Origin of the sequence: Alteribacter keqinensis, from assembly GCF_003710255.1 — a bacterium.
In the GTDB taxonomy this organism is placed as follows: domain Bacteria; phylum Bacillota; class Bacilli; order Bacillales; family Salisediminibacteriaceae; genus Alteribacter; species Alteribacter keqinensis.
On the sequence record NZ_RHIB01000003.1, the window covers coordinates 137,951 to 159,478 of the forward strand.

At 45.8% G+C, this 21,528-nt stretch carries 18 protein-coding genes, 1 pseudogene and 3 riboswitches; of the genes and pseudogenes, 13 read left to right on the forward strand and 6 right to left on the reverse strand.

What is annotated here, in order from left to right; all coding sequences use genetic code 11:
- Window positions 1–103: 103 nt before the first annotated feature.
- The 10 genes from EBO34_RS15940 to EBO34_RS15985 all read left to right on the forward strand — a co-directional run bounded on the left by EBO34_RS15940 (window position 104) and on the right by EBO34_RS15985 (window position 12,156).
- Window positions 104–838, forward strand: coding sequence for a sulfite exporter TauE/SafE family protein (locus EBO34_RS15940; RefSeq protein ID WP_122900413.1), 735 nt, complete (start codon window positions 104–106; stop codon window positions 836–838).
- A 184-nt stretch (window positions 839–1,022) separates the two neighbouring features.
- Entirely contained in the window at window positions 1,023–2,000 is a 978-nt protein-coding gene (locus tag EBO34_RS15945; RefSeq protein ID WP_122900415.1) for an AAA family ATPase, read from the forward strand.
- The gene (locus tag EBO34_RS15950) at window positions 1,997–3,256 is read left to right on the forward strand and encodes a DUF58 domain-containing protein (protein ID WP_122900417.1); all 1,260 of its coding nucleotides are present in this window, start codon (window positions 1,997–1,999) and stop codon (window positions 3,254–3,256) included. The genes EBO34_RS15945 and EBO34_RS15950 overlap by 4 nt, the downstream gene beginning before the upstream one ends.
- The gene (locus tag EBO34_RS15955) at window positions 3,240–5,483 is read left to right on the forward strand and encodes a DUF4129 domain-containing transglutaminase family protein (RefSeq protein WP_183163910.1); all 2,244 of its coding nucleotides are present in this window, start codon (window positions 3,240–3,242) and stop codon (window positions 5,481–5,483) included. The genes EBO34_RS15950 and EBO34_RS15955 overlap by 17 nt, the downstream gene beginning before the upstream one ends.
- A gap of 58 nt (window positions 5,484–5,541) precedes the next feature.
- Window positions 5,542–5,643: riboswitch (purine riboswitch) on the forward strand.
- 496 nt (window positions 5,644–6,139) lie between these two features.
- On the forward strand, window positions 6,140–7,678 hold the full coding sequence (gene guaA, locus EBO34_RS15960) for a glutamine-hydrolyzing GMP synthase (RefSeq protein WP_122900421.1): 1,539 nt from the start codon (window positions 6,140–6,142) through the stop codon (window positions 7,676–7,678).
- A 95-nt stretch (window positions 7,679–7,773) separates the two neighbouring features.
- Window positions 7,774–7,875, forward strand: a riboswitch (purine riboswitch).
- Between the two features lie 211 nt (window positions 7,876–8,086).
- A complete protein-coding gene (locus EBO34_RS15965; RefSeq protein ID WP_122900423.1) occupies window positions 8,087–9,400 on the forward strand; it encodes an NCS2 family permease in 1,314 nt (437 codons plus the stop codon).
- A gap of 150 nt (window positions 9,401–9,550) precedes the next feature.
- Window positions 9,551–10,699 carry a type III polyketide synthase gene (locus EBO34_RS15970; protein WP_122900425.1) on the forward strand — a complete coding sequence of 383 codons (1,149 nt, stop codon included), beginning with the start codon at window positions 9,551–9,553 and terminating at the stop codon, window positions 10,697–10,699.
- Window positions 10,681–11,199: an isoprenylcysteine carboxyl methyltransferase family protein gene (locus EBO34_RS15975; RefSeq protein WP_122900427.1), complete on the forward strand. Its 519-nt coding sequence runs from the start codon at window positions 10,681–10,683 to the stop codon at window positions 11,197–11,199. The genes EBO34_RS15970 and EBO34_RS15975 overlap by 19 nt, the downstream gene beginning before the upstream one ends.
- 216 nt (window positions 11,200–11,415) lie before the next feature.
- Window positions 11,416–11,943 (forward strand): DUF2179 domain-containing protein, encoded by a 528-nt coding sequence (locus tag EBO34_RS15980; RefSeq protein ID WP_122901379.1) that lies wholly within the window; start codon window positions 11,416–11,418, stop codon window positions 11,941–11,943.
- Window positions 11,944–11,949: 6 nt separating this feature from the next.
- A complete protein-coding gene (locus EBO34_RS15985; protein ID WP_122900429.1) occupies window positions 11,950–12,156 on the forward strand; it encodes an NETI motif-containing protein in 207 nt (68 codons plus the stop codon).
- Between the two features lie 207 nt (window positions 12,157–12,363).
- On the opposite strand, the pseudogene EBO34_RS21235 reads toward EBO34_RS15985, so the two are convergent.
- From EBO34_RS21235 to EBO34_RS16015, 6 genes and pseudogenes are all read right to left on the reverse strand, one after another.
- Window positions 12,364–12,855: pseudogene (locus EBO34_RS21235) on the reverse strand (YheC/YheD family protein).
- Between the two features lie 80 nt (window positions 12,856–12,935).
- Complete coding sequence (locus EBO34_RS21240) at window positions 12,936–13,217, reverse strand: YheC/YheD family protein (protein ID WP_429699526.1); 282 nt, start codon at window positions 13,215–13,217, stop codon at window positions 12,936–12,938.
- Between the two features lie 289 nt (window positions 13,218–13,506).
- The gene (locus tag EBO34_RS16000) at window positions 13,507–13,827 is read right to left on the reverse strand and encodes a hypothetical protein (RefSeq protein ID WP_122900435.1); all 321 of its coding nucleotides are present in this window, start codon (window positions 13,825–13,827) and stop codon (window positions 13,507–13,509) included.
- A 48-nt stretch (window positions 13,828–13,875) separates the two neighbouring features.
- The gene (locus tag EBO34_RS16005; protein ID WP_183163911.1) at window positions 13,876–14,793 is read right to left on the reverse strand and encodes a YheC/YheD family protein; all 918 of its coding nucleotides are present in this window, start codon (window positions 14,791–14,793) and stop codon (window positions 13,876–13,878) included.
- A 523-nt stretch (window positions 14,794–15,316) separates the two neighbouring features.
- Window positions 15,317–16,606, reverse strand: a complete 1,290-nt coding sequence (locus tag EBO34_RS16010; RefSeq protein ID WP_122900439.1) for a YheC/YheD family protein — start codon at window positions 16,604–16,606, stop codon at window positions 15,317–15,319.
- A gap of 158 nt (window positions 16,607–16,764) precedes the next feature.
- Complete coding sequence (locus tag EBO34_RS16015; RefSeq protein ID WP_122900441.1) at window positions 16,765–18,072, reverse strand: YheC/YheD family protein; 1,308 nt, start codon at window positions 18,070–18,072, stop codon at window positions 16,765–16,767.
- A 170-nt stretch (window positions 18,073–18,242) separates the two neighbouring features.
- A riboswitch (purine riboswitch) is annotated at window positions 18,243–18,344 on the forward strand.
- A 191-nt stretch (window positions 18,345–18,535) separates the two neighbouring features.
- Between EBO34_RS16015 and purE the strand changes: the two genes are divergently transcribed.
- Genes purE through purB form a run of 3 tightly spaced genes read left to right on the forward strand, consistent with a single transcriptional unit; the run spans window position 18,536 to window position 21,461 of the window.
- Window positions 18,536–19,021 (forward strand): 5-(carboxyamino)imidazole ribonucleotide mutase, encoded by a 486-nt coding sequence (gene purE / locus EBO34_RS16020; protein WP_122900442.1) that lies wholly within the window; start codon window positions 18,536–18,538, stop codon window positions 19,019–19,021.
- On the forward strand, window positions 19,018–20,166 hold the full coding sequence (gene purK / locus EBO34_RS16025; protein WP_122900444.1) for a 5-(carboxyamino)imidazole ribonucleotide synthase: 1,149 nt from the start codon (window positions 19,018–19,020) through the stop codon (window positions 20,164–20,166). Before purE ends, purK begins: the two co-directional genes overlap by 4 nt.
- Window positions 20,163–21,461 carry an adenylosuccinate lyase gene (purB, locus tag EBO34_RS16030; protein ID WP_122900446.1) on the forward strand — a complete coding sequence of 433 codons (1,299 nt, stop codon included), beginning with the start codon at window positions 20,163–20,165 and terminating at the stop codon, window positions 21,459–21,461. Before purK ends, purB begins: the two co-directional genes overlap by 4 nt.
- Window positions 21,462–21,528: the final 67 nt, after the last annotated feature.

The window sequence follows — 21,528 nt, forward strand, 5'->3', positions numbered from 1 at the left end:
ATCAACCTCTCTTTTTTTGTGGGATTCGATCCTGAATCCAACGAAACGTTCCCAACTGTAGTAAGATGTTCACTGTACTACATCCGGATTGGAGCGAATAGATGTGATTGTCGAACTTATTTTGCTGTTTCTTATTATCCTCGTTGGAGGCTTTGTCCAGGGGGCAAGCGGCTTCGGCCTTGGTCTCGTAGTTATGGGATTTCTGCCTCTTCTTCTTTCCATAAAAGAAAGTACTCTCCTTGTCATGGTGCTGCTTCTTGTAGCGTCATTGACGATTATGAGAAAAGTGTACAAGCATATACTGCTTAAAGGACTGCTTATCGTCATCGTTTCTGCCATCGTTGGAAGAATCGGTGCTTATTATGTACTTACTACCTACGGTGAAATGGAAGTGCTCAAGCAGTGGCTCGGGTTCTTTTTAATCGCCATGGTCCTCTATCTGATCGTAACGAGCAAAACGAAGCCAAAGGAAACCTATCACCCGTTAATTCCGATTATTCTCGGTACCCTGGGCGGATTTGTAGGGGGAGTGTTTGCGGTCGGCGGCCCGTTTTTTGTGTTTTATTTCCTCATGGTGTACAGAGACAAACGCCATTACAATGCAAATCTGCAGGTGATCGTGATTGTCACGAGCGTCATGTCTCTTTCCTTGCACGGATTGAGCGGAGACTTCTATCCGGAATTTACACTTTATGTGATCGTCGGGGTTGCCAGTGCTTTAATCGGAACCCATCTTGGGATGAAGTGGTTTGAGAGACTACCAAGTAACGTGATCCGGACCTTTGCCATGATTCTTGTCTTCATGGCGGGAATCAATTTAATTATCTTTTCAGCGTAAACACATGAAAGAGACGGCTCAGTTGGGGAAAAACCCTGCTGTACCGTCTTTTTCTTTTATAATAGGATAAAATCTGGTAATTCAGGGTTGAATCCACGAATTTTCCCGGTACTCATGATATGATAGAACTAGATTATGTGTGAGGCAGAATATGTAGAAACAGATCGGATTAGGAGGAATCATAATGGAAAAGCGAGCACCTGAATCAGCGGTTTCACAGCCGTTTGCAGATAAAATTATTGAAAATGTGGAAAGAGTGGTTGTAGGTAAAAGGAAAGAAATTGAACTGAGTCTGATCGCCATGCTCAGCGGGGGTCATGTCCTGCTTGAAGACGTTCCCGGTGTCGGGAAAACGATGATGGTCCGGGCCATTGCCAAGTCACTTGGTGCAGAGTTCAAGCGGATTCAGTTTACCCCTGACCTTTTGCCGTCTGACGTAACCGGTGTATCCGTTTACAACCAGCAGACGATGGACTTTGTGTTCCGCAAAGGACCGATTATGTCCAATGTGGTGCTGGCCGATGAGATTAACCGTACATCACCGAAGACCCAGGCAGCCCTTCTTGAAGCCCTTGAAGAGGGAAGTGTCACAACGGACGGCATGACCCGTGAACTCGATAAGCCGTTTTTTGTTATGGCCACTCAGAATCCGATCGAATACGGAGGGACGTATCCTCTTCCGGAAGCCCAGCTTGACCGCTTCCTGTTCAAATTTAAAATTGGCTATCCAACAAAAGAGGAAGAGCTTGAAGTGCTTAACCGGGTAGAAAGAAAGCATCCGATCGATGAGCTCAAAGAGGTCCTCACGCTCGATGAACTTCTTGGAATGCAGAAAGAAGCGGTAAAAACGTATGTGGATGAGACGGTGAAATCGTATATTGTGAGTCTTGTGAATGCGACTCGTAAGCATCACGCTGTGCATCTGGGGGCCAGCCCCCGTGCTTCCATCGCCCTGATGAAAGCCGGTCAGGCCTATGCGTACATGCAAAACCGTGATTACGTGATACCTGATGACATTAAGTATCTGGCTCCGTATGCCCTTGGTCACCGTGTCCTTTTGAACTCGGATGCGAAGTTGTCCAGCATGACGAACGATAAAGTGATTCGTGACATCATCGAGCAGGTAACGGTGCCTGTGAAAAAGGCAGCTGGGCGAAGATGAGCTACGTAAAGGCGGTTTACGAGGCTGTGAAAAGAGTCCTCAAACTCGTGCTCCTGTTCGCAGTAATTGCCGGTACGTTCAGCTACGCCATGTTTCAGGGAGGCTTTGTGTCCTGGTTTCTTTTTTATACGGTAGCCACTATTCTGACCGTCATGCTTTTGTATTTAGCTATCCCCCTCGGGGGCCTTGAAATGTCGCGGTCGACAGGTCAGGAAGCAGCTGTGGCAGGGTCCAAGCTCACCGTCGATGTAAAGATAAAGCGCAAGTGGCCATTTCCGTTTTTATATCTCGTAGTGGAAGATGTGATGGATGAGGGGCTGAAAAAACAGCTCGGGAACACACCAAAGATTATCTATTACCCGACGATCAAAAAAGAACTGACCTTTTCCTACACCATTCCTAAACTGAAGCGGGGCGAATATGCTTTTTACGGCATTCGCGTTGAGACGAGCGACATGTTCGGTCTGTTTAAAAAAGAGAGGTATGTGAAGGCCAAAGGAGAACTTCTTGTTTATCCCGATCATTACCACATTGAGGGATGGGACGCTTATGAGCGCCACGATACGGAAACACGCATGTCCACATCAGATTTTGTGGAAGACATGACGTCAGTGGCCGGTGCCCGGGAGTATGTGCCGGGTGATAAGCTTACGAGCATTGACTGGAAGGTGAGCGCAAGAACGAACAAGCTCATGACAAAGGAGTTTGAAGAATATATCGGTCAGAACTTTCTCGTTTTGTTGAATGAACAGGTTTCTGATATGAAGGCGGACACGCTGGAGTCATTTGAAAAAGCGGTGGAACTCGTCACCTCGATCGTTATGTATTCCCAGCAAAAGCAGCTCGATTACGGTCTCTGGACAATGGGAGAAGGAGTGGTGCGGTTTCCTCTCGACCGGGGGAGCGACCACCAGCAGGTGATTGTTCATCACCTGGCCAAGGTGAAAGCCTCCCGTTACGGCCATTTTGAGGCCCGGTTAAAAGAAGCGGATGATCAGATTCCCCAGGGAGCGTCTTTGATTATCGTGACCACTCAGATTACGGATGAACTTCTTGAGCGTGTGAACGTTCTTACGGGCAGACGCGTACAGGTCTATGTCTGCCTGACGGTGACAACATCTGATCGAAGCCGCTGGGAAGAAAAGCGCTTTTATGAGCTGAAACGCCAGGGAGCAGTCACATATATGGTGAAAGAAGGTCATTTTTTTGACTCACTTGAAACGGATGAAGGTGAACGCTATGAAACCATCAGTTAAAGACACTCATACAGTTGTTCACTTTCTTGTGTATGCTCTCGGATTTCTCCTCATCTGGGAGTGGCTGAAGCCCATTCCGGTGGTCACAAACACCGGGGAAATTCACATGTTTATTCTGTTTGCTCTGTTTGCTTTTCTTCTGACGTTTTTGAGAGTGCCTTACTATGCAACCGTGCCTCTTCTCTTTCTCGGAAGCCTGTACGGGCTTCATACGATCTTTGGGGAGGGAAGCTTTCTTTCAAGGGAAGGCGGGGGCGAATCGGTCCGGTTTTTCTTTTCGGATGCCGCCCATAACCTCGGGCTGATTTTGAGCTGGGATTTGCAGGCGCTTACAGACCCGTTCCGGTCGTTTCTGTTCTTCCTCCTTCTCGGTCTCGTGGCCTATCTGATGTACTACTGGGTTTTTTATATCAAGAAGATCTTCTTCTTTTTGTTTATTACGATCGTTTATATTACCCTTCTAGATACGTTTACGCCCCTGGATGCGAGTATGGCCATCGTCCGGATTGTTGTGATCGGCTTTTTCCTGGTGACGATGCTTCATATGCTCACGGTTCAGGCGAAGGAAAAAGAGATCGGCCGGCGCTCTGCATCTTATATGTCGACAGCCTGGCTGTACACCCTTGTGGTGATGATTCTCACCGCAGCGTCAGTGGGCTATGCAGCACCTAAGTTTGAGCCTCAGTGGCGGGACCCTGTGCCTGCTTTTGAACGCTGGGTCACCGGCGAGTCCGGCGGAAGCGGATCCGGTGTGCGCCGTGTCGGCTACGGGGACAATGATGAGCGTCTTGGGGGCGGTTTTATCCAGGATGACAATCCGGTTTTTTACGCCGATGTGGAACAGCCCGGCTACTGGCGTGGTGAGTCAAAGGATGAATACACCGGCCACGGGTGGGTCAGCTCCCCTCAGTACGAAGAGACTGTCTTGAATGAGGTGTCGTACTCCCTCTACACATCAAATGTAGCGACGGAAAGCTACACAGCCAGCCTTGAAATGGAGGACGGAGTCGGGTTTTCGAATCTTTTTTACCCGGGGCAGCTCACAGGTCTGAGTGTAAATGATGTCGCAAATGGAGACTCTCCGCAGTTTGAGACAGACAGTATCGGAGGGCAGGTCCGGGCGGGGAACGATGTTCTTCTTCTTGACTACGAATTAACATATGAGTACCCGTCATTTAACATCAATGCCCTGGAAGAATCTCCCGAAGACGGGGATGAACAGGCCATTAAAGAAAGGTATCTGCAGCTTCCGGACAATCTGCCGGACCGGATCGGCGAACTGGCTGAGGAAATTACTGCAGAATACGATAACCGTTACGATAAAGCAGTAGCAGTGGAACAGTACTTTAACGCCAATGACTTCGTGTATGACACAACGGACATCCCTGTACCGGAAGAAGGCGAGGATTATGTGGACCAGTTTTTATTTGAAACCCAGCGCGGGTACTGTGACAATTTCTCCACGTCCATGGTCGTTATGCTCCGGGCTCTGGACATCCCTGCCCGCTGGGTAAAAGGCTTTACTGAAGGGGAGTCGGTGGACGCCCTGGAGGACGGCCGTGAACGTTATGAAATTACAAATGGCAACGCCCACTCATGGGTGGAAGTGTATTTCCCTGAAGTCGGCTGGGTACCGTTCGAGCCGACACAGGGGTTCAGCAACAACGTCGACTTCAGTGAAGTAACACCGGATGCAGATACCGGTGTGGAAGAAGAGGACGAAGACGACAGTACAGAGGAACCGGATATTTCCGAGCGGGATGATATGCTCTTCCCTGACGATGAAGACATTAACGAAGGCGGTGCAGGTGCCGGAGGCGAAACTGGAGGCGGACCGTTTTCCTTTAGTACGCAAGAATGGATCTCGCCAAAAACGGTCTTAATTTCTCTTTTCGTTATGGTCCTTGTGATGGTGCTGTATGAAAAGCAACACCGGCTGTTGAACCGTTATTTCCTGCTTCGTTACAAACTCACAGGAAATGATCAGAATTTCACCACCGCCTATGAGCGTGCCCTCTGGCTGCTTGATAATGAAGGCATTCCTCTGGCAGAAGGGGAGACGCTCCGGGAATATGCAAAGCGTGTGGACCATATTACAGGTACGATGGCCATGGGACGCCTGACGGAGCGGTACGAGAAGATCTGCTACGGCGGCCGCACCACCGGAAACGAATGGGCTGAGGAGCGCAGATCCTGGGAAGAATTGGTGAATGCCCTCAAGTCTTGACCGGGACGCAGGACATTGGTAAAATGAATCCGTTCGAAATGAGTGTACTGTACGTGTGTAACAATAAATGAATATCCTTCGTATATCCTTAGGAATATGGCCTAAGAGTCTCTACCGGGTTGCCAATAACGACCTGACTATGAAGGCAGAATCTATGTTTTTTAATAAAACTGGAATTCTGCCTTTCTGTCTTTTCGTGATAGCAAGGGAGAGTTCTGGTTTTTTTATATAGTCAGAGGTAAGTCCTGCTGGTGTATAAAGGTCACAATGATTGTCTGTAAGGCTGTGTGCAGGGTTGTTATTGGTTTATAGATTTGTTGATTGTAGCGAATGCGCGCCACTTCCTGCTTGAAAAGCGAGTTCCAGGGAGACCCCGCAAGCGTGCAACGCTGAGGCTCGAGCCGCCCGCGGAAAGGGTGCGTAATGAGCGGAAATCAACATCCAGGTCTGCAGAAGTTTGCTGTAAAGGAAGCGATGCATCTGGCACCTCCGCGGAAAGCGAAGGGCATGGAGGCAGCATCAGTATCCTCTTGCACATCAGCCGGCCCTGTAAATATGCAGAAAACCTAAGGAATACGCATGAATCAGCGGGACAGCCGGCCATACTAAAACGTACTGGAAGGTTCGGACTAAATAAAGGTAAAGGTGGATGAATGATGCAGGAAATTCAGGAAAAGATTGTTGTCCTCGACTTTGGTGGACAATACAACCAGTTAATTACACGCCGTATTCGCGATCTTGGTGTGTTCAGTGAGCTTCGTTCTCATAAAATTACAGCAGAAGAACTGAAGGAAATGAATCCTACAGGAATCATCTTCTCCGGCGGACCGGGAAGTGCCTACGTTGAAGGCGCACCTTCCTGTGATCCGGCGATCTTTGACATGGATTTGCCAATCCTGGGCATCTGTTACGGCATGCAGCTAATGACGCACCACTTTAAAGGAAAAGTAGATGCGGCGAACCGTCGTGAGTATGGTAAAGCTACGATCAATGTTGAAAATGAAAATAAATTGTACGAAGGTCTGCCAAAGGAACAGGGAGTATGGATGAGCCACGGAGACAAAGTGGTTGCACCTCCTGCAGGGTTTGTCGTTGATGCCACAAACGTATCCTGTCCTGTTGCGGGAATGAGTGACGTAAGCCGCAAGCTTTACGGCGTTCAATTCCACCCGGAAGTCCGAAACAGTGAATACGGAAATGAACTGTTAAAGAACTTCGTCTACAACATCTGTGAATGTGAAGGCAACTGGACGATGGAAAGCTTCATCGACATGGAAGTGGAAAAACTCCGTGAAGCTGTAGGGGAGCGTCAGGTTCTTTGCGCACTTAGCGGCGGTGTTGACTCCTCCGTAGTAGCGGCTCTTGTACACAAAGCCATCGGTGATCAGCTTACGTGTATGTTCATCGACCACGGTCTGCTTCGTAAAGGAGAAGCAGAGAGTGTCATGAAGACGTTCACGGAAGACTTTGATATGAAAGTAATGAAAATTGATGCACAGGACCGTTTCCTTGGCAAGCTTGCAGGTGTTTCCGACCCTGAACAAAAGCGTAAGATCATCGGTAACGAATTTATCTATGTGTTCGAAGAAGAAGCTGCGAAACTTAAAGATATGGACTTCCTTGCACAAGGGACTCTTTACACAGACATCATTGAAAGTGGTACAGATACAGCACAGACGATCAAATCCCACCATAACGTAGGCGGACTTCCTGAAGACATGAAGTTTGATTTGATCGAGCCGTTGAACACTCTCTTTAAAGATGAAGTGCGTGAAGTAGGAGCCGAGCTTGGCCTTCCTGAAGAAGTAGTCTGGCGCCAGCCGTTTCCCGGACCGGGTCTTGGGATCCGTGTTCTTGGGGAAATTACAGATGAAAAGCTCGAAATCGTACGTGAATCCGATGCGATCCTTCGTGAAGAGATTAAAAACGCCGGACTTGACCGTGAAATCTGGCAGTACTTTACGGCCCTTCCTGACATGCGAAGTGTTGGTGTAATGGGTGACGAAAGAACGTACGACTACACAGTGGGTGTCCGTGCCGTAACATCCATCGACGGTATGACTTCCGACTGGGCACGTATTCCTTACGACGTTTTGGAGAAAATCTCCGTTCGTATCGTAAACGAAGTGGCAAACGTAAACCGCGTCGTGTATGACATTACGTCCAAGCCGCCTTCAACGATCGAGTGGGAATAAGAGAGTAGTTATCGTTAAAACACGAACATTAATTGTTTGGTAAAAAATAATATTCGTGTTTTCTATTGACACGCTTTTCGACAATTTGTTACACTACTAATGTCACAAATGTAGTTCGTATAACGACGGGAATAAGGCCCGTAAGTCTCTACCAGATCACCGTAAATGATCTGACTACGAACGATCGAGTCGGAAAGCTGTTCAAAAGGCAAACTGTCCCATTGCGAGCACCATTTACGCAAAAGGGCAACAAGCCGCACTTTCCACCTATCGTCGTTCACAAGAGAACTTACGCTCCGGGCCTTACAAAAGACCCGGAGCTTTTTTCATGCCAAAAACGGGGTCTGTCCCCGCACAATTTTGTGTAAGATTATGGGATTCGCAAGACTTGAAGGGAGAGTGTGAAAGATGAAAGATTATTTTCAATTTGATGAACTGGGGACGAATTACAAACGCGAATTTCTTGGGGGACTGACAACGTTCCTTGCGATGGCGTATATTTTATTTGTAAATCCGAACGTGCTGGAGCCGACGGGAATGGACACAGGAGCCGTATACGTAGCAACCGCTCTTGCCGCAGCCATCGGTACAGCAATCATGGGACTTATAGCGAAGTACCCGATTGCACTGGCACCGGGAATGGGGCTTAATGCCTTCTTTACTTTTTCCGTTGTACTCGGCCTCGGAATTCCTTGGGAAACAGCGCTTCTCGGCGTATTTGTATCAGGTATTTTACTTTTTCTTATTTCAGTCACTGGCGTCCGGGAAACGATCATTAACGCCATTCCGGCAGAACTTAAGTATGCCGCAGCCGCAGGTATCGGTCTTTTCATAGCTTTTATCGGGCTTAAAAATGCCCAGATCGTCGTTATGTCAGAGGCAACCCTTGTTCAAATCGGTGACCTCTCCAACCCGGCAACACTTCTTGCCGTGTTTGGTGTGGTGATTACGGTCATCCTTATGGCAATCGGCCTTAAGGGCGGGATCTTCTACGGTATGCTCCTCACTGCACTGGTGGGAATTTTTACAGGTGTTATCCAGACACCGACTTCCATTGTCGGCGCCATCCCGAGTCTTGAGCCAACATTCGGAGCTGCATTTGCTCCTTTTGCCACAATGAGCCTCGGTGAGATATTCACCATCCAATTATTAATTGTCATCCTGACGTTCCTATTCGTTGACTTCTTCGATACAGCGGGAACACTTTACGCGGTGGCAAACCAGGCTGGCTATGTAAAAGACAACAAGCTTCCGCGGGCCGGGCGCGCTCTTCTTGCAGACTCCTCAGCCACGTCAATCGGGGCTGTGCTCGGAACATCAACCACAACCGCTTATATCGAATCGTCATCAGGAATTGCCGCTGGAGCAAGAACCGGTTTTGCATCCCTTGTCACAGCAGGACTCTTCCTTCTGGCTCTGTTTTTCTCGCCGCTACTCGTCGTTATCACTTCTGAGGTTACGGCACCGGCGCTTATTATCGTAGGCATACTCATGGCAGGTGCCTTATCGAACATCGACTGGAAAAAGTTCGAAATTGCTGTACCGGCCTTTCTCACGGTCATCGCCATGCCTCTTACCTTCAGCATCGCAACCGGCATCGCCCTGGGCTTTATCATGTACCCGATCACGATGGTAGCAAAAGGACGCTGGAAAGAAGTTCACCCGATCATGTATGTCATGTTCTTCGTGTTCATCATTTACTTTGTTTATTTAGGAGAGTAAGAGATTACAATAGAAACGCACCGGCCACTGCGGCAGGTGCGTTTTTTGTGCTCCGCGTTACCAGATACCTGAACAACTGTCCGGATAAAAAAACCAGAAACAAATCTCTCCATACAAAAGATGGATGATCCTGGGCGATTTGGTCACACTATGAAGAAATTCAGGCTAAGGCAGGAGGACAAATCAATGCCGGCAATTTTATCCGTAAGTACAGAAATCCCCCCATATACAATCGCGCAGGAAGAAACAGAAGCCATCGTAAGAGAGCTATTCCGGGAGTCGTTCACAGACATCGACCGGATGATGAAAATCTTCGGGAACAGTCAGATTGAACGCCGCAATTTCGTGGTGCCGAAAGAGTGGTTTGAAAAAGACCATTCATTTGAAGAAAAAAACGATCTATATATAAAAGAAGCCGTTCGTCTCGGCTGCGGTGCGATCCGCACATGCCTTGCACCGAGTGAATTTCTCACTGAGGCAGTCCCGTTTGAAGACATCGACGCCATCATCCTAGTCTCCAGTTCCGGGTTTTCAACACCCACCATTGACGCAAAAATCATGAATGAGCTGCCGTTTTCCCCTCACACGAAACGTATCCCTATCTGGGGACTCGGCTGTGCCGGGGGCGCTGTGGGCATGAGCCGAGCATACGAATACTGCCGGGCTTACCCGGATGCCAAAGTTCTCGTTGTCTGCATCGAACTCTGCAGCATCACCTTTCAGCGCAATGACACACGTAAAAGCAACCTCGTAGGAACGTCCCTGTTTGCAGACGGAGTGGCCTGCGCCCTGGTTACCGGTGATGAGGCTGTTAATACAGGCAAACCAAAGCTCCCGGCTCTCCCGACTATTCACGGTACCCAGTCCACACTTATGCCGGACAGTGAGGACGTGATGGGATGGGACATTAAAAACTCAGGCCTTCACGTGATTTTCTCCAGAGATATTCCGTCCATTATCCGGGACTGGCTCCGCCCGAACGTAGAGACATTTCTTGCGCAGCAGGAGCTGAAACACGAGGACATTCATTACTTCGTCGCTCATCCGGGTGGGAGAAAGGTACTGGAAGCGTATGAAACCGCACTTAATTACTCGGAGCAGATGACGGAAATTCCCCGGCAGGTTTTGACCAATAACGGAAACATGAGTTCACCAACCGTCCTTTATGTATTAAAAGACATCATGCTCCAACAGCCTTCAGCAGGAAGCCAGGGCATTATGACCGCCCTGGGACCTGGTTTTTCCTCTGAGCTTTTGCACTTGATATGGGAGGGGTCACCATGCTCTTCTGGACACTGATCGGCATCGTTATCGCCCAGCGCGGCATTGAACTTGTTGTCGCTAAAAGCAACGAACGCTGGATGCTCAGTAAAGGAGCAAAGGAATTCGGGCAGACCCACTATAAGTGGATTGTTCTTATGCACGCAGGCTTTTTCGCCTTCCTGGCAGTTGAAGTGCTCCTGTTCGGGAAAACTGCAGCACCTTTCTGGGCCGTCCCGTTTACTCTTTTCCTGATGGCCCAGGCGGGCAGACTTTGGGCCCTCTCCTCACTCGGGCGCTTCTGGAACACGAAGGTCATCGTCCTCCCGGGAGCAGAACTGGTCAAAAGAGGACCGTACCGCTTCCTCAGCCACCCCAATTACGTCATCGTGGCTCTGGAATTTCTCGTTATCCCACTTATATTTCAAGCCTACGCCACACTCGTCATCTTCACCCTCCTAAATGCACTCATCCTCCTGAAAATCCGAATACCCGAAGAAGAAAAAGCCCTCGGCTGGGCGATAAACCAAAAAACATAATTGTGCGGGGTCTGTCCCCGCACAATTCCTCTAAATAGGTTGACAGGGGACAGGGAGCATTCTCCTTGTCTGCGGGTGAAACCTACGAAAAAACTTCCCTCTTATTTTAAAAAAACCAGACTAATCACGACTCTCTTAAAATAGAATGGTTGTAGATGAGAAGAGAGAGTGAGCGTAAAGGCAGGTTAATAGGGGGAGTGGAGGTTGCTCCAGTGGATGCTTGATAACGTAGTGGGGATGCTGGTCATAATTTTTGTGATCAATATCGTATATGTGACACTTTTTACGATTCGAATGATTTTCACACTCAAAAGCCAGCGTTACCTGGCGGCCATTACGAGTGTGATTGAAATTGTCATATACATTGTAGGACTGGGTCTCGTTCTTGATAACCTCGACCGGCCGGCAAACCTGGCTGCCTATGCCATAGGCTACGGAATAGGCGTTATTGTCGGAATGAAAATTGAAGAAAAGCTCGCACTGGGGTATATTACAGTTAACGTTATTACAAAAGAATACGAGCCGGATATCCCAAACGCCCTGCGCGACAAAGGATACGGCGTTACAAACTGGGTGGCGTACGGACGTGAGGGAGAGCGGCTCATGATGGAAATACTCACGTCAAGAAAATCCCAGACGCACTTATACAACACAGTCAAAGCCCTTGACCCCTACGCGTTTATCATCTCCCATGATACGAAGATGTTCTACGGCGGATTCTGGATCAAAGGGATACGGAGGTAACTAACGATGTCAAAAGGGAAAAAGAAAGAGAAATTCTACGTTGAAGAAAACGAGACGATTGCCAACTGCCTGGACCGGATGTCAGCGGCAGGCTATACACCAGTCCGGCGGATGGAAGAGCCGGTACTGAAAGAAGTAAAGCGAAACGGAAAAACAGAAGTTGAAGTCTCCCACCAAAGGATTATGTTTGAGGGAAAAAAGAAAGATGAATAAAAAGAGCCGGTCCATTTGTTTTTGATGGACCGGATCTTTTTTATATGTTGATTCTGATTTTTTTGCCTTGCCCTTTGCTTAATTGTACCAACCGTGGAACGTCTTTATTCGAAGGGTGTTTAAACCAAAGACATCGAATGGACGTCAAAAAGTCCCAATAACGAGAAAGGACACCTTGTTTCCGGGAACCGTTGCGTTGCAACGCTATTAGGTGAGACCCCGGACAACGGCTTTTACTCCTTCGTCTATACGTTTCCTTTCCTGTAGAATTCGACTGAATGATTTGAGTATTAAAACCCAGCTAAAAATTTTGCATAATGGAATGGAAGCAGGCATGATAGCCGGTAAAACAAAATGATTGTCTTCAGACATTAACGCCTTAGTCTCTGCAGCTATATTTACTTGAAGCTCTAATAACCAGATGTGAAGATTTTTGTCCAGGATCAAATCAAATGCCACTTCACCTAAATGGTATTTCTTATTTCTCTCTATATTAAAGAGTACTTTTGTACATACACTTTCAATTCGTTTGATAACGTTGGAGATCTGTTTAGGAGAAAGGTTATAAAATACTTTCATCCCCAGTTCGGCACTCAGGACCTTCTCTCTGCCAGAAGGGTTTGTAATGATACTGTCACTTTATGCCACCCGGGTTTCAATCGCAGAACACTGCCATTTTCCATTTCTTCCTCTCTGCATATAGCAACGAAAATCTACTTTGGAAGAGGAATCTGTCGCAATGATTTCCTGTTGGATGAGGTACGTAGAATTTACTCTGTTTATTTAAACTTTAGAGAGTCTATTTTTCTATCTTTTTTTCTTATTAATACTTCTTCTTGAATCAGGTAGCTTCTTTTCCGGAATTTATTAATGAATTGATCTAACGAGGAATAATATTTTCTGTTCCCTTCATTGTCTGTCAGGACAAACTGCATCTTATCCATCTTCAAATGGGAGATACCTTTTCCCTGTGAGGTTTTGGATGGCTTAATGTACACCGCTCGTTCTGTTGAGAGCATCTGTAGAATGGTTATCCTTGCTTCTAAGCGCTCTTGTTTCAGGAATGTGGTTTCTTAAGCCAGGTATTTTGGAAGTCATTTTCCAAAATGTTAATTTATCAAAGTTTCGAAATGGATAATTAAAAATAGTGCTCCCTATATTTTTTCTCAGATGGGAAGAATCTCTTTTATTGAGGGGGATAACGCTGAAAATAGAAGAAGGATAGGGGAAGGTGCCTTTAATGAATTTCATGGATCTTGGTTCGTAATAATAGCCTATAATTGTTTTGCTTTTTTTGCTGATCCCATCTTTATTGAATATAATAATAAGTCCATTAATAGAGGGGTAACTTTAAAACCTTAGCATCATTTTATATGGGTTACTATAAAAGAAGGGTTTAGGCATAAAGCCTATTACAGGTCCTAAATGTAATATGTCTTTGCGGAGGTAACAATCGAAAGGGAGCGAAGGGATCGAAATGAATTTACTAAGCTTCTTTGGCAATTTAACGATATCCTCTTTTAAGGTAGGATTTACTTTTACTATCATCCTTTTCTTCATATTACCAAATTTGAGAATGATAACTTTATTAAGGTTGTACTTTAAAAATGCAGATCCACTAATATGAACCTCATTACTTTTACCTGCAGGGTCAATAATAGCAGATATCACGGTATCCAGGCCTCCTTTATTACAGTTATATAAGACTATCTGCCTTCATCAGAACCCTGAAAGGGATTTGGCATATTCAAAGGGGGCAGGGAGGATGACAGATAATACCTGACGTTCATCATTTTTGCGATAAGCCTTTCTTTCTGCTGCATAAGGAACTTGCATTTCCAGCAGCCAGATCTTTAGGTCTTTATCAATTATAATGTCAAAAGCAACATCACCAAGTCTATGTCCGGCCTTTTCGAATTGCCGCAGAGCTTTGGTGCAGACTCTGGTAATTTTTTCTGTTAAATGCTCTGTCTGTTTCTGATTCAACTGAAAAATGTCTTTAAAAGCCTGTAGTCCAGGCATGATTTTTATTCTGTTTGAAGAATTGGTAATGACACTGCCTGCCTTTGCTACCTTTGTTTCTATGGCAGTGCATTTCCAGGACTTATCTCTTCCCTTTTGCATATAAACCCGGAAGTCGATTTTCCTGTTATTAATATTAACTTTTACTTCCTGCTGGACAAGGTATTTTTGTTTTCCAATAATGTTGTTCAACTGGGATAATCCCTTTAAAGAGAACACTTTTCCTTTATTATTCGTTAAAATGAATGATCCGTTACGGTCTTCCAGCCTGTAAATTCCTCTTCCTGCATCTTTACGCAAAGGTTTAAGGTAAACCGTTTTATAGGCAGATAATAGATTTTTTACAGAAGAAGGTCCTCTGTAGATCGAAGTTTGAGGAAGATGCGGCAGCAGGTGGCGGTTTCTTGACACGCGGCTCCAAAATGTATACTTATTAACATTCCTGTGAGGGTTGTTAAATATTTTGATACCCTGAGATTTAAGGTACTTAAGTCTTTTTCGTGACATCAAAGCGCGATTGAAAATGACGGTTGGATAAGGGAAGATACCTTTAATTACTTTTTTACTGGACGGATCATAGTAATACCCCGTGATGGTCCGGCTTTTTTTATTCACCTTACGCCTTGAAAATACGAAAATTAATCCTTTAATGTCCTTGTAATCCTTAAATCGGGGCAATAACAGAGATTTCCTTTTTTGATAAATACCGTTTGGCATAAAACCGATTACCGGACCTAAGTGCAGGTGGTTGTTTTTGAAGTAGCTCTCATAAGGCAGGTCTGGAATGGCGATCTGTCTCGTTATGCGTTGAGGAAGGACGATCTGTTCAAAGGGTAAATGATTGTTAATTTTAATGTTTAATTGCTTTTTGAGAAGGCCGAAATGAAGAACAATGTTCTTGGAATTGAGTTTATTATGCTCTGCCGTATCTTTACTCATAAATATGGAATTCTCTTTAATAGACTTGTCAATTTTTATATCAGGCAACATGTTCACTCCTTTCATGATGTTCTATTCTATGCACCTTCTTATTAAATGGTTTAAACTCTTGTACACCTTATCCAATTAAGCAGAAGCCTCTTTCCCAAAGGTTCCTTCCACTCTTAGAACGGTGATGGTTAGTAATAGTAAATAATAATTAAAATCCTGCTAATGCCTTCGCATATTCAAATGGTGCTGGCAGAACTTCAGGAAGGATAATCTGGTCTTCCTTTGACCAGAATACTTTCCTTTCAGCGGCATACCTGATTTGTACTTCAAGTAACCAAACCTTCATCCGGCTGTCTATAATAAAGTCAAATGCTGCATCTCCGTAATGATCTCCCTGTTGTTCCAAGAGGGTCAGTGCTTGGATGCACAATTTAGTAATTTCAGAGACTTTATTATCAATCTCATGTTTGAACATTCCGTATATTTCTTTCATGGCTGCTTTCCCGGGCAAAACTCGCTCTCTTCCGGTTGAGTTTGTAATAATACTGTCTTCTTTTGCAATACGGGCTTCAATAGCTGTTCCTTTCCATTTTGCTTCGTACCCTCGCTGCATATAGATCCGGAAGTCAACCTTTTTGTTAATGAACGGTACTGGGACTTCCTGTTGCATAAGGTATTTTTGAGTCTTTATGATGTTTTCCAGATCTGACAAGTCGTCCAGCCTGCTAATATTACCTTTTTTGTCAGTGAGGGAAAAAGCGCTTTTATGTTTTTCAAGTTTGTAGATCCCTCTGCCACCGGATTTATTTAATGGTTTCAAATAGATTGCGCTGCAGTTTGACAGCATCTGTTCGGCTGAAGAGGTACCGCTATACATACATGTGTATGGAAGGTGAGATTTTAATTCCTGATTTTGCGATACTGTTTCCCAAAAGCAAAGTTTGTTTACATTTCTTTGGGGGTAGTTAAACAGGTTAATTCCCAGTGATTTTAAGTGTCTTAATTTTTTCTTAGTCATCCTTGCACGAACAAAGACTGCAGATGGGTATGGGAAGGTCCCTTTTGTTAACTCGGCTGTATGTGGATTGTAGTAATACCCATTTATCGTAAGGTCTTTTTTATTCAAGTCCTTTTCTTTAAATATCATAATTAACCCTTTGATTTTGTTGTAATTTTTAAACCGTTGCATTAATAAAGAGGGATTTTTTAAGTATAAGGTGTTAGGCATAAAGCCGATAACAGGACCTAAATGAAATTGATCATCTTTAAAGAAACTTTCATAGGGAAGGTTCGGAAGGGAGATCGTACTCGTCAAGCGTTCCGGTAAAATTATCTGACCTGCAGGCAGACGATTAGTAAGTTCTATGTTTAATTCTTTTTTAAGAATACCAAAGTGGAGTACTACTTTGGTTGAACTAAGATCTTGACTTTTATACGTATCCTCACTCATGTATATTTTATTATCAGATAGTAAACGGTCTATCTTTATCTCAATCATGCTGTTCGTCACTCCTTTCCACACACTATATTCAATGGAGGCGGAAGTGTGTAAGCAGTTGTTTCCGGCGGATAAATCAGGCAGGAAGGTAAGGCAACAGTTGATGATGGAGGCACATAAAAAGACCTCAACCTGGGATAAACCGGAGTTGAGGCAGATTAAAATTCAGTAAGAGATTTGGCGTAATGAAAAGGTGTAGGAAGGATGTTCTTTGAAATAATTGATTCGTCATCAGGAAGCGGTTTTTTAATATCAGCTACATAACGTACTTGAACTTCCAGCAGCCAGATTTTCATTTTATTGTCTACGGCAAGGTCTACCGCCACGTCCCCGAGAAAAAAGTTCTTCTTTCTCTCAAAGAGGATAAGGAGCTCCCGGCACAAGACTTCAGCTTCTTTTAATTTTGCAGATGCTTCAGATTGAGGTAATGAGTAATAAAAGGAAAGAGCCTCTTCCCCTGTAACAATGTTTTTACGGTAAGGATAGTTGGTCACAATTACTCGTTTGTCGGCTACTTTTCCTGTTATAGCCGAGGCCTGCCAGACGTGTTCGCTGTTTTTTTGCATATATACCCGAAAATCGAGCCTGTGCCCTTTAAATATCGTATCGATCGCCTGTTGGACAAGGAGATGCTTATGTTTATTTCTTTTGAAAAGAGCCGTCAATGCTTTGGTGTTTTTTAAATAGGCTGACTTTCCATTTGTATCATACACTTGATAACCTGTATTCTTTTTACAAACATAATGTATACCTCTTCCACGGGATAGGTTTACAGGCTTTACATATACGCCTGAATACTTTGTGAGCATTCTTTTTATGGACCTTCCTCCGTTATACTTGATGGTATGAGGGAGGTGTGTTCTTAACCTGCTTGAAGGAAGAGGGATAATCTTCTGTAAAGAATCTTTGGTAATGGGAGATGGCGTATAGTTAAACAATTTCCCTTTTAGAAAGTGATTAAAGTATACAAACTCCTGCTTCGACAGTTTTACCCTTGTATAGAGAACAGATGGGAGGGGAAACGTTCCTTCAGTAAATACATCTTCTGCAGAATTATAGTAATATCCGTGAATAACCTGCTTATGGAAATTGATATTCTTTTTATTAAAGAAATAAATTAATCCTTTCACGTGTTCGTAATCAGTAAATCGTTCTTTTAGCCTTTGAGGATTGTTATAAAAATACCTGGAAGGAATAAACCCTATCACTGGCCCGATAAACAGCTCTTTATTGCTTACATAGCTGTCAAAAGGCAGCGTGGGAATCTGTATCTTCTCTGAAAAGTACGGGGAAACACGAATTACACCTGATTTCAAACTGTTATTAATGTCAATGCGGTAGCGTACTTTAGAAGCTCCCAGATGAACGATAGTGGAATCAAGTGAAAATTGATGAAGAAACAGGGTTTTCTCATTCATTATCAGAGTGGGTTCCTGTATGGAGTTATCAATAATAACCTTCGGCATCGTTTACCTCCTCTCTTGTCTTGTATAATATACTCGAGTGCAAAAAGCATGATTGTGCCATGACCCAGACAGTGTGGATGGCTCGAAATCCGAACGATGGATTAAAGTGTTGAGGTTATCGTTCGATTTTAGTTGACACCACCCCCATTACCTTGTTACGATGTAACCGATAAAACGAATTGAACAGACCTCATATAATCTCGGGAATAAGGCCCGAAAGTCTCTACCTGGCGACCGTAAATCGCCGGCCTATGAGGACGATCAGTATACGTGAGTGCGAGAGCAGACAATAAGGCAGCGAACCGTCCGTAGTTTACAGACGAACAGTTTCGAATTATGCCACCGGTCTGTCTCGTAACGGGAACGTGTGCGTTTGTCCTCTTACGGGCAAATGGACACGTTTTTTTGTTTTCCATAGATCTCGACACAAAACAAAATCCCCAGCAGAAAGAAGGTTTTCGCTATGGCAAAAGTCGGTGTGATTATGGGTTCAATATCAGACTGGGACACGATGAAGCACGCAACAGACGTTCTCGAAGAACTTTCCGTTCCATATGAGAAAAAAATCGTCTCGGCCCACCGGACGCCGGATCTTATGTTCGAATACGCAGAAACGGCAAAAGAGCGGGGGGTTGAAGTGATCATCGCCGGAGCAGGGGGAGCTGCGCACCTTCCAGGGATGGTTGCTGCAAAAACTCTTCTTCCCGTTATCGGTGTCCCGGTCCAGTCCAAGGCATTGAATGGCCTTGATTCCCTCCTTTCCATCGTTCAGATGCCAGCCGGGGTTCCCGTTGCGACAGTGGCGATCGGGAAAGCGGGAGCAGCAAATGCGGGCCTTCTAGCAGCCCAGCAGCTTGCGGTTCACGATGACCAAATCGCGGACAAATTACAAGAGCGTCGTGACAACAAACAAGAAGAAGTGATGGAAAGCGGGGCGAATCTTCTATGACTAGAGTGCTACCCGGAAAAACGATCGGCATCCTCGGCGGCGGACAGCTTGGAAGAATGATGGCACTCTCCGCCCGGCAAATGGGCTACCGCATCGCAATACTTGAGCCGGGCAAAGGCTCACCTGCAGGCCAGGTCGCAGACACAGAAGTCATGACAGCTTACAACGACGAAAAAGGTGCTGAAGAACTAGCCCAAAAAACCGACGTGATTACCTATGAATTCGAAAACATCGACGCCAATACAGCATCCTGGCTTGAAGAGAATGCAAACTTTCCCCAGGGAAGCAATCTTCTCGCTATTTCCCAGGACCGTCTCAAGGAAAAGAAAGCCATTACTTCCTTCGGTGTGCCCGTTGCCCCTTATGTAGAGGTGAACACCATTGAAGAGCTCTACGCAGCTACAGGCAAGCTTGGCTATCCTTCGGTGTTGAAAACAACCCGCGGGGGCTATGATGGGAAAGGGCAGGCGGTTATCCAAAGCCCGGCCGATCTTCTCGAAGCCTGGAACGCACTTGAAGGAAAAGGCCCGTTCGTCCTTGAGAAGTGGATTGCCTTCACTAAAGAACTGAGCGTGATCATTACCCGGAGCGTCTCAGGCAGCACCAGCGTGTTTCCCGTTGCGGAAAATGTGCACAAGAACAATATCCTTCATCAGACGATCGTCCCGGCAAGAATCTCAGGCGGCGTTCAGGCAGCGGCTGTTGCTCTGGCAGAAAAGCTCGCTGAATCGTTTGGTCTTGTTGGCACACTGGCTGTTGAACTGTTTCTTACGGAAGACGATGAGCTTTACGTAAACGAACTGGCCCCGCGTCCCCACAACTCCGGTCATTTTACGATCAATGCCTGTGATACGTCACAGTTTGAACAGCATGTGAGAGCCGTATGTGACCTGCCCCTCGGAAAGACGGATTTACTAAAGCCTGCTGTGATGGTTAATATATTAGGGGAGCATGTACCGAGAATCCTTGAAAAAATGGACGATTTTCCGGAAGGCCATCTGCACCTGTATGGGAAAGAATCAGCCAAACCCGGCCGCAAGATGGGGCATTTAACCCTTCTTGGGGACAATACAGAAGAGATCCTCAGGCGCATCAACTCCTCCGCAATCTGGAGAGAACAACAAGTAATGGAGGCAAATCAATGATTGAACGCTATACCCGCCCTGAAATGGGCGCAATCTGGACTGATGAAAACCGCTATCAGGCATGGCTTGAAGTGGAAATCAAAGCCTGTGAAGCATGGGCTGAACTAGGCGACATCCCCAAGGAAGACGTAGCAAAAATCCGTGAAAACGCAGGTTTTGATGTGGACCGTATCCTTGAAATTGAAGCAGAAACCCGTCACGATGTTGTGGCATTTACCCGCGCCGTATCGGAAACCCTCGGAGAAGAACGCAAGTGGGTTCACTACGGCCTTACAAGCACAGACGTGGTTGACACGGCTCTTTCCTATTTATTAAAACAAGCAAACGACATCATCCTTAAAGATCTTGAGCGCTTTGTGGACATTCTGAAAGACAAAGCAATTGAACATAAAGACACCGTCATGATGGGGCGCACTCACGGGGTTCACGCAGAACCGACCACATTCGGCCTGAAGCTTGCCCTCTGGTACGAAGAAATGAAGCGTAACCTGGAGCGGTTCAAGCAGGCAGCAGACACCGTCCGCGTCGGAAAGCTTTCAGGAGCTGTCGGTACATACGCGAACATCGACCCGTTCGTCGAGCGTTACGTATGTGAAGGACTCGGACTTGAAGCGGCGACGGTTTCAACACAGACCCTGCAGCGGGACCGCCACGCCCACTATATGGCGACACTTTCGTTAATCGCCACATCCATTGAGAAAATGGCCGTAGAGATTCGGGGACTGCAGAAAACAGAAATGCGCGAGGTTGAAGAGTTTTTCGCAAAAGGGCAAAAAGGCTCTTCAGCCATGCCTCACAAGCGGAACCCGATCGGTTCTGAGAATATGACGGGCTTAAGCCGTGTCATCCGGGGCCACATGATGACCGCTTATGAAAATGTACCGCTCTGGCATGAAAGAGACATTTCCCATTCTTCTGCGGAACGCATCATACTGCCAGATGCTACAATCGCCCTGAACTATATGCTTAACCGTTTCGGAAACATCGTGAAAAATCTCACGGTGTTTCCGGAAAACATGAAGCGCAACATGGGACGCACGTTCGGTCTCATTTACTCTCAGCGCGTGCTCCTTTCCCTCATCGACAAAGGCCTTGTCCGCGAAGAAGCGTACGACCTTGTCCAGCCGAAAGCGATGGAAGCCTGGGAAAAGCAAGTGCCGTTTCGCGAGCTTGTGGATGCTGATGAAAAGATTACAAACCTGCTTTCAAAAGAAGAGCTCGATGAGTGCTTCGATTACCGTCACCACTTAACACACGTGGATACAATCTTTGAACGCTGCGGATTAACAAAATAACAAAAACGGTTTTGAAAAGAATGGTGAAAGTTGCTGATTTCCTTCACAGGGAAAATAGAAGGATGCT